We start from the raw sequence: 13559 nt of genomic DNA on the forward strand, positions 1-13559 counted from the left end.
TTCGTCACGCTCCCAGCGTCTCGAGCAGGCCGGCCAGGGTGGCCGCGGCGTCAATGGTCATGTTGAGGTAGTCATCGGGGGTGTCCTCCGCCTCGGTGAAGGACTTCGGGGAACCGGCCACCAGCAGGGTGCCGACCCCGGCGGCACGGGCCGCCTGAACGGCCTCGGCGCCGGTTGCGGTGTACTCCGGATCCGCACCGCAGAGAACGGCGATCTTAGCGTCCTTCACTGCGTCTTTGAACTCGTCGGTTCCGGGGACGAGCTGACCGGGGTTGACGACCTCGATCCCGCCGGAGGCGAGGAGGTTCGTCGCGAAGCCCGTCCGCACGTTGTGCTTGGCCAGCGGGCCGATCGGGATGAGCACCGCACGCGGTCGCTCGCCGTGTTCCTCGAGGAATGCATCGGACCGGTTGCGCAGCGCCTCGAACTCAGCGGCCCACCGGCGAACACCGGCGGGCTCCACCCGGCGGTCGGCCGGAAGTGGCTTCTCGGCGAGGTTCGGGAACTCGTTGATACCCGTGATCTGCTTCCTCCGGTGTGCCACATCGGCTCGGACGGTCTCGTAGGACTCATCGAGAGCCGCCTGCAGGGCGCCGGACTCGTGGTAGCTGCGGAACCCACCGTCTGCCTCGACACCGGTGAAGATGGACCACGCCGCATCGGCGAGCTCCCGGGTGAGGTCCTCGATGAAGTAGGATCCGCCGCCGGGATCCACGACGAAGCCGAGGTGTGACTCCTCGAGGAGCAGGAGGTTGGTGTTACGTGCGATCCGGTGTGCGAAGGACCTCGAGGTTCCCTGCAGGCCTCCCTTGACAGCCGCGTCGAAGGGCAGGACCTCGACGTCGGTCGCGCCACCGACGCCGGCGGCGAATGCAGCGACGGTGCTGCGGAGCATGTTCACCCACGGATCACGCTGGCTGAACATCACCGGAGCCGTCATCGCGTGCTGGGGTGCTCCCCCGGCCTCCGCGTGACCGACGACCTCGGCGACCCGGGCCCACAGCTGGCGGGCCGCCCGGAACTTGGCGATCTGGGCGAACTGATCATCCGTCGCGGCGAACCTGAAAGAGATCTGACGCAGGGCAGCGGCGGTGTCGAGTCCGGCGTCGACGAGCGCGCGGAGGTACTCGACGCCGGTCGCCAACGCGAAGCCGATCTCCTGGGCGTCGGTCGCGCCCTGGTTGCTGAAGGCGACACCGTCAACGAGGAGCGCACGGACGTCACCGGGACGCGCGGACGCCTCAACCGCGAGTTCGAGGGCCGTCGGGAGGTCCACGGAAGCGGTGGCATCCACGGAAGCGGTCAGTGGGGCGCAGGACAACTCAAGGGTGATCTTGTCTGGATTGTCCGCCACCCCCGCCAGCTTGTAGAGCTCACGGGCTGCGGCGGGGGTGTCCACACCCGCAGTCAGCCGCAGCGGAACCAGATCGAGCAGGACACCACTCAGCAGGTCCCCGAGATCGGACGCGGTCAGCTCTCCGGTGAGATCAAGAACGACGTCCGTGGTCCCGTTGTATAGCGCGTGCAGAATCTGCTTGTTGACGGCGGCGGCATTCTCGACGGCGTCCCGTCCGAATGTCTCCGTGACCCCCCACCCCGCGCGCTGGGCGTCCTTGACCTCGTTGCCCCGGGTAAACGGGAACACGCCAGGTGCCGCGGCCTCGGAGAATTCATCGGCACGGGTGTAGAGCGGTCGGACGTCGATCCCGTCGTAGGTGGTCTTGATGAGCTTCTTCCACACATCGAGCGGCACATCGGCGACGTCCTTGCGCTGTACCCGGGCGAAGACGCCGGCGACTGATTTGTACCAGGCATCCTGGCGCTGACTGAAGTCATCGGGAAGCCCCGGGGACTCCACCGGGGCTTCCTGTAGGTGCTCACGGTCATTTTGTGTAGTGGTCACGGTGAGAACATCCTGTCCATCGGTCGTCGTGGCTGCCTTCACGGCAGTATTTGAGTCTAACCGGTGTCACCGCACCCCATGAGTCAATTCGATAAACACCTCACCCCCCTTCGGGTGGGAGATTTCGCCGCGATACGTGGATCGTGTGTCATCGGCCTACCCACCATCGCGACGTGATGCGGACCCGTAAACTGGGAACGGTGATCGGATTTCGAAACAGAGGGCAACAGGCGCTCCATGCCTTTACTCTCAGCGCGGCGCAGATGCTCCGCGGATTCCTCGCGCTTCCCCTGCTAAAGCGCCTGGCGATCATGGCTTTCGTGGGGGCTACTGCGGTCATGATCGTCAACGTCGATGTTCCCGGGATCGCGCGGTTCCGGGCGTGGTCCGAGGATGCCGGAGGGTGGTTCCCTCTCGTTTTCTTCACCGGATACGTAGTCATTACACAGTTCCCTGTACCGCGAACGATTCTGACGCTGGCCAGCGGTATTCTCTTCGGACCCGCACTGGGTATCCTCATTGCGGTGACTGCGACCACCACGTCAGCGGCACTGTCCCTGTCGATCGTGCGGACACTTCTCGGGGACTGGATCAGACCACGTCTCACCCATCCCACTGTTGTTGGGATCAACGCGCGCCTCAGGGAACGAGGCTGGTTGGCGGTGGCGTCGCTGCGCATGATTGCGGCGGTGCCGTTCTCGGTGCTCAACTACACCGCGGCCCTGACGCAGGTACCGCTGTCGGCATTCACCGTGGCCACTCTCCTCGGTTCGGCGCCCGGAACCACCGTGACGGTGATCCTCGGGGACGCACTGGCCGGACAGGCTAATCCCGCGGTCGTGGTCATCACCGTGATCCTGACGCTGGTGGGAGTCAGCGGGCTAATCCTGGATTCGAGGATTCCGGTGACCGGCAAACTCCGCTAGGTGCCACACCGAAACCCGGCGTGTAGGCGATCTCCCGGATCCGCGTCAAGCTATCCACGTGCCATCGGAAACAGGAAAACCCGACGGTGGTCAAGCCCTGAGCGTAGACTTAGCTCTTGGTGTCACTGATCCGGCCGCCAGATGGCCTGCAGACATTGAAGAACGGGAGAAAAGATGTTCGCACTCCACGCGCGCTACCGCGGTCGGGAGCGCCGTCGGGCTGATTTGGTCCGGCGCTCCGCCGAGGCACTGTCGACGCTCAATGGGGTCGGAAAGTTCGAACTGCTCGGAGTCGAGGACATCTGCGCGGTGATCGATTCCGCCGAGGCCGTCACCGACACCACGATGGCTCTGCTCTCCGCCGGTGACTGGGCGATCGGGATCGGTATCGCTCCGGGCGCGGATGCGGACCCCGGTGAGGTCCGCAAACTCGCAACCACCGCCATCGGTCGCCGGTGCCGCACTGGTGTGGTGCGGGTGTGCTCGCGGAGTAATGATGACATGGGCGACATAGTGGCTGTCTTCGCATTACTGGCCCACGTACTGGCGAAACGGACGACCGAGGGTCGTGAAGCGACACAGCTGATGCGGGGCGGGATGAACCAGAACGAGGCGGCTGCGGAACTTGGCATCTCCAAACAGGCCATGTCCCAACGTCTCGCGGCAGCGGGTTGGTCGGCGGAAACTGCCGGGTGGAAACTCGCTGTCGGGCTCCTTCGCAAAGCGGACTGCGGGTCCGGCCACACCCTCTGACGCAGCCACGCGTATCGATGAGGCAGAAGCGCCGCGAAAGACCCCAGCGACATGGATTGATCCGTGGAGCTGGGGCCTTTGGTCGTGCTGTCAGTCGGTTTTCTCCCGGTCCGAATCAGGTCCGCCCGCTGTCGGAACCGCGGGTCCCCCGGGTGCCGGGTGCGCGGTCAGCGGTGGAATCGGAACCTCCGGCTCAGGTGTCGGGTTCCTCTTGATCTCGTGCGGTGAGGGGTCGACCGGCTTGTTTGCGACGGCGTTCGCAGCTGCGACCGCTGCCGCGATCTCCGGATCGGACTCGGTGGAGAACCATCCCTCGGTGTCCTCGTCCTCGGCGATCTCCCGGGTCCGCTCATCGACGTCGGCCGGCTCGAAGCGGAAGATACCTTCCTCGTCCTTGTTCGCCATCGCCCTCGCGAACTGCTCCAAGGAATCGCCGAACTGGTTCGGAATCATCCACACCTTGTTGGCGTCACCCTCTGCCAGCTTGGGCAGCTTGTCGAGGTACTGGTACGCCAGTACCTCGGGAGTCAACTGTGAGGCCTTGATGGCGGCGTTGATCTTCTGGATCGAGCGCGCCTCACCCTGGGCACGGAGGAAACTGGCGGCGCGGTCACCTTCGGCGCGGAGCATCTCCGCTTGTCGTTCGGCCTCAGCCGCAAGAATCGCGGCATGCTTTTCGCCCTCGGCGGCGAGGATCCGGGCCTGCTTCTGCCCTTCAGCGGTCTTGATGTACGCCTCCCGCTGGCCCTCGGCGGTGAGGATCATCGCCCGCTTCTCCCGCTCCGCGGTCATCTGCTTCTCCATCGGCTGCTTGATGGACGGCGGGGGATCGATCGCCTTGAGCTCGACCCGGGCGATGCGCAGACCCCACTTCGTCGTCGCGCCGTCCAGTTCGCTGCGGAGCCGTCGGTTGATCACCTCGCGGGAGGTCAGGGTCTCCTCGAGATCCATGCCACCGACGACGTCGCGGAGGGTGGCGACGGAGATCTGCTCGACGCCGTAAATGTAGTTGTCCACACCATAGATCGCGAGATGCGGTTCGTTGATCTTGAAGGTCACCACGACATCAATGTCCACCGTCAGATTGTCCTTGGTGATGACGGCTTGTGGCGGGAAACTGACGACCCGTTCACGAGTGTCGATCTTCGCTCGGACCCGGTCGATGAACGGAATCAGGAACGTCAGGCCCTGTGCTGTTCGGGTATAGGATCCCAACCGTTCGATGACAGCGGCTTCCCCCTCGGGGATGAGCTTCAGTGACTTCGACACCACCAGTCCGATGAGGATGACGATCAACGCCATCAGGACAAGTTGAACCAGAGCGGCTTCGGGCATGCTCAGATCTCCTTCCAGACGACGGCGATTGCACCGTCGATCTTGATGATATTCACTCGGTCTCCCGGGGTGAATCTGTGTGTGGGGTCGAGGCTTCGAGCGGACCAGATGTCGCCGCCGAGCCGGATTTGCCCGCTGTGACCATCAACGTCCTCGAGAACCGTCGCGGAGGTACCTATCAGTGCCTGTGGCGAAGTATCGAGTACGCCTGCGGAACGGGTTCGGCGGCGGAGCACCGGTCGGACGAAGACGAGGAGACCGATGGAAGACAAGGCGAAGGCCGCGATTTCCATCCACACAGGCACATCGAAAACCCCGACGCCGGCTGCGGCGAGGGCAGCTCCGCCAAGCAACAGCAGGGTGAAATCACCTGCCAGCAGTTCAAGGGCTGCCAGCAGTATCGCAACTATCAACCAAACAAGTGCACCCACGATTTCACCCTACCTGAACATATTCTGTTGCCCCGGGCCCAGAATCAGACCAGATCCCGCTTATCAACGCCCGGAATGGTGACAAAATCCACGAGCCTCTCGACGGCGCCAATCAAGGTCGAGTCGAGATCCCGGTAGCTGTCCACGGCACTGTACACCCTGTTCCACCCTTCACGGGGTGTCCCCCACTTCAGGCGCGAGCAGATGCCGGTCTTCCAGTCCTCTCCCCGGGGAATCTCCGGCCAGAACCGCATCCCGAGTTTCTCTGGTTTCACCGCCGCCCAGATATCAATGAAAGGATGCCCAGTAACCAGGACATCGGGCCCCAGGGATCGGGTGAGTCTGGTTTCCTTGGACCCCTCGACGAGATGGTCCGCAAGCACACCGACCCGCCGACCAGGACCTGGTCGGAACTCGTCGAGACGCTCCGGGAGGTTGTCCAGGCCCTCAAGGTACTCGACGACAACTCCCTCGACGCGCAGGTCGTGGCCCCACACCTTCTCGACGATCGCCGCGTCATGGATACCCTCGACCCAGATCCGCGATGGCGCCGCGACCTTGGCGGTGACGTTTCCTACCTTTCGGGAGCCCGAGTTCGAACGTTGGAGTCCGGTCTTCGGGACATACCGGGTGAGTGTCACCCGCTGCCCTTCCAGAAGGAACGCACCGTGTCTCAGCTTGAACAACCGCTCCCCGCCGTACCGGTCCTCGAGGCGGATGAAATCACCATCGTAGGTGCGCTCGAAGCCAGTGACGGCCCCGACGAACCCATCTGCGATCACCTCCACGACCAGCCCGGGTTCCGCAGGAATCTCGGGGTATTCCGGTTTACGGCGACGGGCGTGGCCGGAGAGGATGTCTCCGGAGTAGGGGTCACGGAAGCTCATGGGACTTCACTCTATCGGCTAAACTCTGGCAACCATGGATTTCCGCGCACTGGTGTACTCACCCCTCCAAAACACCGCCGTCTGGCTCGCCGGTTGGCTCTACGGCAGGGTCAGCTATGACGACCTCCTCGACGCATTCTGTGAGTACGGGGCCCGACACGCCCTCGTCTCCATCGCGCAGGACGGGTCCGGGGCCACGCGCGTCGGTGAGTTGATCGAGCTGCTGCGTCGTCTACGCGAGACCACCGCTCCCGTTCTTCCGTGCCTCGCCCCCGGGGAACCCGTGCTCCGGCTCGTGTTTGGGGGCCCTGGTCAGGTCCCGGGGCTCAGCGCGGGGTCCCCGGCGGCCGAAGCGGCGCGCGCACTCGGACTCAGTGCTCTGGTGGTCCGTGACCCGGATCCAGAGATCAACCATGTTCTGCTTCCCGACTCCGGCCTCGGTGATCCCGCAAGGGCGGTCGAGTGGCGGTGGTACACGGAACGCGGACGGGTACCGGCGTCCGATCATCTCGGACCGGGTGACGCCGACCGGATGCTCGCCGGGGCGACCGCACGTGCCGCGGAGCTGATCGAGGCACGGGGATTCAGACGGAGCCCACTGCCCGCTCCACGATTGACGGTGGGTCGGCTGGACGATTTTTATTCGGGTCCTGGACTCCCCGATTCTGTCGCGCCCCGCGCAGCCAGGCTCTTCGCCCGGGCGGACCGGGTGGCCGCGATCATCGAGAGCGTCGTGACCGAAGCCGGTGACCACAGTCATGACGCGGAGCTGACCCAGCTGCTCTCGCATCTCCGAACCGCACGCATGGCCGGTGTCGCCTATGCAGTAGGTGAGTACGGACGCCGCTCCTGATGCCGCGAATCAGCTGCCGTCGAGGAAACCCTGTACGACAGGGCCGAGTGACTCAATGAGGTCAACGGTGGATAATTCCCGCGCGGCAGGCAGACGTAGTAGGTAGCGGGTCACGATGATCCCCGCCAACTGCGCCTGGGAGAAGGCGATCCGTCGCTCGGTTTCAGTACGGTCGATGCCCTTCTCCGTCAGCCTTGCGCGAACTGGTGCCCACAGAACGGACGTGAGGTATTCGGAGAAAGGGGCGGGATCCTCGAGAGCACCCCGAGCCATTGCGAGCAGTTGGTCAGCGACGGGCGATTCCCACAGGCCGATGATTTCCTTGACCAGTGCTGGGCCGAGTTCGTCGAAAGGAACTGAAACAAGCACGGAGTGAACATCTCCCGGGTCCTCCGGGAACTGGATCACTGCCCGGAACAGTCCCTCCTTGTTACCGAAGTAATGCGGGATGAGGGCGACGTCGCACCCGGCCCCCGTAGCCACGGCACGCAGCGTCGTGCCACGATATCCGCGGGCCGCGAAGAGGCTACTCGCTGATGCGAGTATTCGGTTGCGTGCGCTGCTCTTCCCCATCCCCAAGATTCTAGCTTCCGGATCGTGCATCACCCAGTGTCAGGTCCGTCGCTGCATGAACAGCGCGGCCATAACCAGGCCGCCTAGTGAAAATCCCGAGAGAATCAGCATGTCCGTTCCAAAGCCTGAGTAAACGCTGTTTTCCACAGCGAGATGTTGTTGTGCCTTCACCGCGTAGGTCAAGGGCAGGCTATCTGAGAACCACTGGAGTGCTCGGGGCATCGCCGCCGTCGGAACGAAAATTCCGGAGAGGAAGAGCTGCGGGCCGATCACCAAAGGAACCATCTGAACGGCCTGGAATTCGTTCCGGGAAAAACTGCCCGCGACCAGGCCCAACACGGCACCGGTAACCCCGGACAAGAGTGAGACGACCGCCGTGCCCAAGACACCGGAGGGTGGATCAACACCGAGAGCCTGGTGGGCGACGCCCAGCATGACCGCGGCCTGCACGACGGCGAAACCACCGAAGGCTAAGGCGTATCCCACCAACAATTCGGTGTGCGTGAGACAGGTCGTCCAGAGACGTTCCAAACTCCCAGCCGTGCGTTCCCGCTGGACGGCGACAGCAGCGACGATGAACATCATGACCATTGGCATGAGGCCGAGGAGCATCTGAGCGACGATGGTGAATCCCGGATAATCCCGGTAGACAAAATACAGGAGTGTGAGGAGCAGCGTCGGGAGTACCAGCATTTGGGCTGCGAGCCGTCGGTCACGAATGAGCTCCAGAGTGAGCCGAGCAGAAGTCGACAGAGTTCGTTTCATCGCACTCACTGCTTTCGCTCCTCTCCGCTTGCGCCGGAGCCTTCCCGCACCAGTTTGAGGAATGCAGATTCAAGGTCCGGGCATCCGGTCCGGTGCCTCAACTCACCCGGAGTTCCGGCTGCGATTAGTTCACCCTGCCTGAGCATCAACACACGGTCGCATCTATTGGCCTCCTCGAGAACATGTGAGCTCAACAGGAAGGTGACACCGTCGGCTGCGAGGCTCCGGAAGTGGTTCCAGAGATATTCCCGGGTCAGCGGATCGAGCCCAACCGTGGGTTCATCGATGACGAGGAGTTTTGCCCGGGAGATGAGTGCACAGGCCAAGGAGACGCGTTTGCGCTGGCCTCCGGAAAGCCTGTCCGCGTTGATTTCAGCTACCTCCGTGAGACCGAGTACTTCAAGGAGCTCGTCGATGACCGCACGCCGAGGGGCGGCGTCATGCCCGAGTGTTCCGTAATACCGGCAGTGCTCGCGGGCACTGAGCCCGGGGTGCACCGCAGCCTCCTGCGGGTCGTATCCAATTCTCCCCCGGTTCGCCGGATGTCCTGCCGGGCGTCCGAGAACAGTGAGCTTTCCCTGATGACTCTGCAGGCCGGTGATGGCACGGATCAGTGTGGTCTTACCCGCTCCGGACGGGCCGACCAATCCAGTGATGCAGCCTGGAGGTACGGCAAAGGACAGTGATCTGATGATCGTATTTCGGTGACGATTCGTACCGCGTGTGATTGTGAGGTCGGTGCCGGTGATGACGGGCGACATGGCGCCCCCTTTCAATGTTCAACGACTGTTGAACATGTAGACAGCGCTCACGATACGCGAAAATCCCCGAGTGTTCAACAGTTGTTGAAAACCCGGGGATTGAGATCCGTCGCGGTAAAACTATCCCGAGCGCTGAGCAGCCGCGGGCCGCCTAGCGGGAGTACAACAGCCCTCGGCGCAGAAAGCACCGTTTACGGTGCACCCCCGCAAGGGCGCACTACCGAGACGCAGAGGATCCCTTTTCTCAATCATTTCGAGAACCAAGGCGACCACCATCTGCGCGAACTCGGTAGTCGGCCCCGCGGTGCCGGTTCTCTCGATGGGAATACCGAACCCCTCAGCCTCCTCGGCAAGCTCAGAATCCAGGTCCCACACCACCTCGATGTGGTCGGAAATGAACCCAATGGGGCAGACCACAGCCGCTGGAAGCCCCGCCCCCTCATGCAGGTCGGTTACGTGATCAACAATGTCCGGTTCCAGCCACGGCGTGTGCGGCGAACCCGACCGCGACTGCCACACGACGTCATAATCCTCCACTCCAACCTCGCGGGCGACCAGTGCCGCTGCTTCGTGCACCTGCCTTGAATAGAGCGGACCGTCAGCCGCAACACCAGCTGCATTGTCGGCTGCTGTCGGAATCGAATGCGCGGTGAACATGAGCCGGGCGGAAGCGCGAACGTCCTCTGACAACCGTGAATAGGCGTCTCTCACAGCGTGTGCCATCGCGCGAATGAACAGCGGGTGATCATAGAACTGACGCAGTTTGGTGAACCGGATCTCCGGTAGCCCCTCCGCGGCCAGACGTTCCCGCATGCCTGCGATGTCTTCGTCGTACTGTCTGCAGCCCGAATATCCAGCCCACGCTGATGTGGCGAACACGAGTGCGTTGCGGACGCCGTCCCGCGCCATCTCGGCGGCCGTGTCCGGAGCCATCGGATGCCAGTTCCGGTTGCCGAAGTAGACAGGGATGTTGATTCCCCGCGCCGCGAGCTCCCCGCGCACATTCGAGATGATCTCGCGGTTCAACTGATTCAGTGGACTGACACCCCCGAAATGGTGGTAATGCACCTCCACCTCATCCAGGCGCTCCGGGGGGATCCCGCGGCCACGGGTCACGTTCTCGAGGAAAGGACGAACGTCATCATGCCCTTCCGGCCCCCCGAAGGAGAGGAACAGCAGTGCATCATAATCAGAGGTTCCAGCGTCAGCCATAGCCTCTAGACTACCGAACGCCCCACCGATGGCGAACATCCATCGGTGGGGCGTACATAATCCCCAGATCAGATCAAACGAACGGCATAGGGACTCATACCGGACCAGCGGACCGGGCTAATCTGCACGTGACCACCGGACTGCGGCGCCTCGATCATCATCCCGTCGCCGAGGTAGATGGCGACGTGGTACTCGGCGTTCGGCCCCCAGAACAAGAGATCCCCCCGCTCTATGTTCGATGTCGAGATTTTGGTCCCCCGCTGATACTGGTAGCCCGTGTAGTGGGGTAACGCGATACCAGCCCCAGCGAACGCGTAAAGCGTGAGCCCGGAACAGTCGAAACCGATCTTGTTGTAGTCACCGTAGGAATCGGCGACCCCACCATCGCGAATACCGCGGGTCGGACCCGCTGCGTTCCCGCCACCCCACGCATACGGCGTACCGATCACCGCAGTTGCCCGGGCGATGACGGCCTCAATCTTCTCCGCCCTCGAACCCGTGATCACACCGGTAGCTGTCTCGGTGACCTCATTGAGATCAGTAAGTGTGACGTAGTCGACAACGGTATCGACGGTTCCGGTAGCGGAATCATCGGCCGAACCGTTCCGGTTCGTCGTCGGAGCAGCCGTGCTGGTCGGTGCGGCAGTAACGATCGCGGGCACGCCCGCCTCATTGCTTGCCTCCACATCGCCGACGGTCGCACTCTCGTCAGCTACCGCAGGTTGGGGCGCCGCCGAGTGGCCGCCACCGAAGTTCTCGTCAAGGAGGGAAACCGTATCCCGGACGGCGGCGATCAGGGTATCAGCGTCGGATTCGTCATTGGGATAGGGATTGTCCAGCGTCGCGTGATCGGGCGAGTTGACCGCGACCAGCGCCGCCGCGGCGAGGGAAGCCGCCGCGCTTGCCGCACGCATGAGATCCTGAGCGCGTTGAGCATCGTGAGCTCCGGAGCCCACTTCCGCGGTGGCCTTCTCCGCGACTTGCTGGGCCCGGACAGCCTGATCCGCGGCCTCCTGGGCTTTTTCACGGGCCTCCGCTCGGTCAGGCGCTTCCAGTGCAGCGGCTGCCGCAGCACTCGCTGCGACAGCCGCCTGTTGGCGACTGTCCGCAGATTCTTCCGCTGCAGCGGCTTTCTGCCGTGCGGCCAATTCCGCGGCGACCTCGGCGGCTTTCCGCTCGGCCTCTGCCCGGGTGTAGTCCTCAAACTCCTTACGCTGGTTCCGCAGCTCGCCGGAAGCAGCGCGGGCATCGTCGAGGCGTTTCCGGGCGGCGTCCCGTTCCGCGGCGAGTCGGTCCCGTTCAGCCGCGGCTTCCTCGATCCGGCGGGCAGTGTCTTCAATCTCGGCGCGCGCTGCGGCCTCCGCCGCGGCGGCTTCGGCTTCACGTTCCTCGGCGATCTTCCGGGCGACCCTCAACTGTGACTCTTCGTTCGCGTTCTCAGTTCGCAGCCGGTCGAGCGAATCAAGAACCCGCTGCTGTTTCGCAGCGGTGGTACGTAGGAAGGTCTGCCGGTCCAGTGCAGCATCGGCGCTCTTCGCCCCGGCCAATCCGCTCACCGCGAGCGACGTGGTTCCCCGACGGTATGCGCTGCGGGAAATCTCGTCGAGCTTCGATTGCTCGGAACTCAACTGCTCCTGGGTTTCCTCGAGGTCTGCACGGGCACCACGGGTGTTCTGCCGTGCCTGCTCCGCGCCGGCCTGGGCATCGTGCAGGTCGACCAGAGCCTTGTTGACAGCCTCACGGAGCCTGCCCATCTCGTTCTCGAGGCCTGCGATCTGGTCCTGTGCGGCGGAGAGTCCCGCGGCGAGAGACGCCACATCCCCCGAGCTCAGTTCCACCGCCTGCTCCGCAGCGGCGATCTCCGAGTCATCGGGGTTCCGCGGTGCCGCAACCGCGGGGGTGGGGGTGAAAGCCAGGGACACGGTCAACAAAACACCGATCATGCGGCGGGGCGCAGAGGGGACGGACCCCTGGACTGCGCCGTTACCCGGGACGCGGCGGGGCATAAACATTGCCACTGATTAACTCCTATCCCCGCCCGACCCGATCTGGCGACCGCCCCTGAGCGGCTGGCCGCTCAGGCCCGGCGCCCGACCCCGGACCGCTGTACGGGACCGGTGGTGGCGGCGACTGCTTCGTGGATCGTGGGCCGGGACTCCGGAGCGCGAACTCCCAAGACCCCGGTGATTGAACATTCGACATCGCCCACGAGCCTTACCGGCTGCGCTCGAACACACCAGGCATGCTTCCCCACGTGCCAGACAGATCGTTCCCAGAGGACGATGCTCTCGACCAGATCCAGAGGAACCGTGTTGAGCATGTGACCTATGGGTGCAGATTTGCTCGGTAAGACTCATGAGCCGACAACTGAACGTTAATTCACTTGAAAGAACTTAGGCACACAACGGCATCAACAGTCACACGGGTAAAGCCCGGACACATGACCGGCAACGTACCTGACCTGTACTCTTGACCGATAGACAGAGATTAGTGATGTTTATCACACATTATTGACCACTCGGCGTGTCGCCCCCGCCCCAACTTTCCCATTCCCGTCAACTCGACCTTAACCCTCTCCGGCAAATCCCCAAGGAGTGCCTACGGTCAGGCTCTTAGGCTTGACCGTAGGCATCGGCGGGAGTTGTTGTCGGTTTCCCCGGATCACGCTCTCTGTGAACGCAGTACGAGTGCCGTCACCAGAACCGCGACGAGAACCACGAGCATGATCCCGATGTTGATCGCCTGCCAGGGGACCGTGGAGTGGCTCAGATCTTCGACGAACATCTGAGCCCCCGCCACCAGGTCTGGATTGGCGAAGAGGTCGACTTGTGCAGATTCAATGGCGGCCCGGGAATGGTCGCCGCTCACCACAGCCCCCCCTACGGGGGACCTGAGGATGAGCGTGTCGGCACCGGTGACGTCGAGGAGGTCCTGGGCGATGTCCCGCTGGTCAGCAGCGACCGCTGGTGCGGAATCGAGGAAAACGAACCGCAGCTCGCCGAATCCACTCTCGCGGGCTTCGTCGACGACGGTCGATAGTGCATCGGATAGTCCCGGATACTGCGTATCGAGCGAGCCGATCGCCACCCCATCCGCGGAGAGATCCTCCGTAATGTCCGTCAATTGAATATCAGCGGGGACCATGGGGCGAGATTTTCCT

General features: G+C 63.3%; 13 protein-coding genes. 3 read left to right on the forward strand and 10 right to left on the reverse strand.

Features of this window, described 5'->3' with window-relative positions:
- Positions 1–4: 4 nt before the first annotated feature.
- Positions 5–1858 carry a methylmalonyl-CoA mutase family protein gene (locus JDV76_RS05775; RefSeq protein WP_198736421.1) on the reverse strand — a complete coding sequence of 618 codons (1854 nt, stop codon included), beginning with the start codon at positions 1856–1858 and terminating at the stop codon, positions 5–7.
- A 245-nt stretch (positions 1859–2103) separates the two neighbouring features.
- On the opposite strand from JDV76_RS05775, the gene JDV76_RS05780 reads away from it, so the two are divergent.
- Both JDV76_RS05780 and JDV76_RS05785 read left to right on the forward strand, forming a co-directional pair.
- Complete coding sequence (locus JDV76_RS05780; protein WP_376992882.1) at positions 2104–2829, forward strand: TVP38/TMEM64 family protein; 726 nt, start codon at positions 2104–2106, stop codon at positions 2827–2829.
- Positions 2830–3003: 174 nt separating this feature from the next.
- Positions 3004–3582, forward strand: coding sequence for a MarR family transcriptional regulator (locus tag JDV76_RS05785; RefSeq protein ID WP_198735927.1), 579 nt, complete (start codon positions 3004–3006; stop codon positions 3580–3582).
- 90 nt (positions 3583–3672) lie between these two features.
- On the opposite strand, the gene JDV76_RS05790 is transcribed toward JDV76_RS05785, so the two are convergent.
- Genes JDV76_RS05790 through JDV76_RS05800 form a run of 3 tightly spaced genes read right to left on the reverse strand, consistent with a single transcriptional unit; the run spans position 3673 to position 6235 of the window.
- Positions 3673–4884 carry an SPFH domain-containing protein gene (locus tag JDV76_RS05790; RefSeq protein WP_376992950.1) on the reverse strand — a complete coding sequence of 404 codons (1212 nt, stop codon included), beginning with the start codon at positions 4882–4884 and terminating at the stop codon, positions 3673–3675.
- A 35-nt stretch (positions 4885–4919) separates the two neighbouring features.
- On the reverse strand, positions 4920–5348 hold the full coding sequence (locus JDV76_RS05795) for an NfeD family protein (RefSeq protein ID WP_198735928.1): 429 nt from the start codon (positions 5346–5348) through the stop codon (positions 4920–4922).
- 44 nt (positions 5349–5392) lie between these two features.
- Complete coding sequence (locus JDV76_RS05800) at positions 5393–6235, reverse strand: DUF3097 domain-containing protein (protein WP_198735929.1); 843 nt, start codon at positions 6233–6235, stop codon at positions 5393–5395.
- Positions 6236–6269: 34 nt separating this feature from the next.
- On the opposite strand from JDV76_RS05800, the gene JDV76_RS05805 reads away from it, so the two are divergent.
- On the forward strand, positions 6270–7088 hold the full coding sequence (locus JDV76_RS05805) for a hypothetical protein (RefSeq protein WP_198735930.1): 819 nt from the start codon (positions 6270–6272) through the stop codon (positions 7086–7088).
- Positions 7089–7097: 9 nt separating this feature from the next.
- Here the strand turns inward: JDV76_RS05805 and JDV76_RS05810 are convergent, their stop codons facing one another.
- From JDV76_RS05810 to JDV76_RS05835, 6 genes are all read right to left on the reverse strand, one after another.
- Positions 7098–7661 (reverse strand): TetR/AcrR family transcriptional regulator, encoded by a 564-nt coding sequence (locus JDV76_RS05810; protein WP_198735931.1) that lies wholly within the window; start codon positions 7659–7661, stop codon positions 7098–7100.
- Between the two features lie 39 nt (positions 7662–7700).
- The gene (locus JDV76_RS05815) at positions 7701–8426 is read right to left on the reverse strand and encodes an ABC transporter permease (protein WP_232959021.1); all 726 of its coding nucleotides are present in this window, start codon (positions 8424–8426) and stop codon (positions 7701–7703) included.
- Between the two features lie 5 nt (positions 8427–8431).
- Positions 8432–9187, reverse strand: coding sequence for an ABC transporter ATP-binding protein (locus JDV76_RS05820; protein WP_198735933.1), 756 nt, complete (start codon positions 9185–9187; stop codon positions 8432–8434).
- Positions 9188–9307: 120 nt separating this feature from the next.
- Complete coding sequence (locus JDV76_RS05825; protein ID WP_198735934.1) at positions 9308–10399, reverse strand: ferrochelatase; 1092 nt, start codon at positions 10397–10399, stop codon at positions 9308–9310.
- Between the two features lie 68 nt (positions 10400–10467).
- Complete coding sequence (locus tag JDV76_RS05830) at positions 10468–12411, reverse strand: DIP1281 family NlpC/P60 protein (protein ID WP_232958936.1); 1944 nt, start codon at positions 12409–12411, stop codon at positions 10468–10470.
- A 649-nt stretch (positions 12412–13060) separates the two neighbouring features.
- On the reverse strand, positions 13061–13543 hold the full coding sequence (locus JDV76_RS05835) for an Rv1476 family membrane protein (protein ID WP_198735935.1): 483 nt from the start codon (positions 13541–13543) through the stop codon (positions 13061–13063).
- Between the last annotated feature and the right edge of the window lie 16 nt (positions 13544–13559).

The organism is Corynebacterium marambiense (genome assembly GCF_016342275.1).
Taxonomy (GTDB): domain Bacteria; phylum Actinomycetota; class Actinomycetes; order Mycobacteriales; family Mycobacteriaceae; genus Corynebacterium; species Corynebacterium marambiense.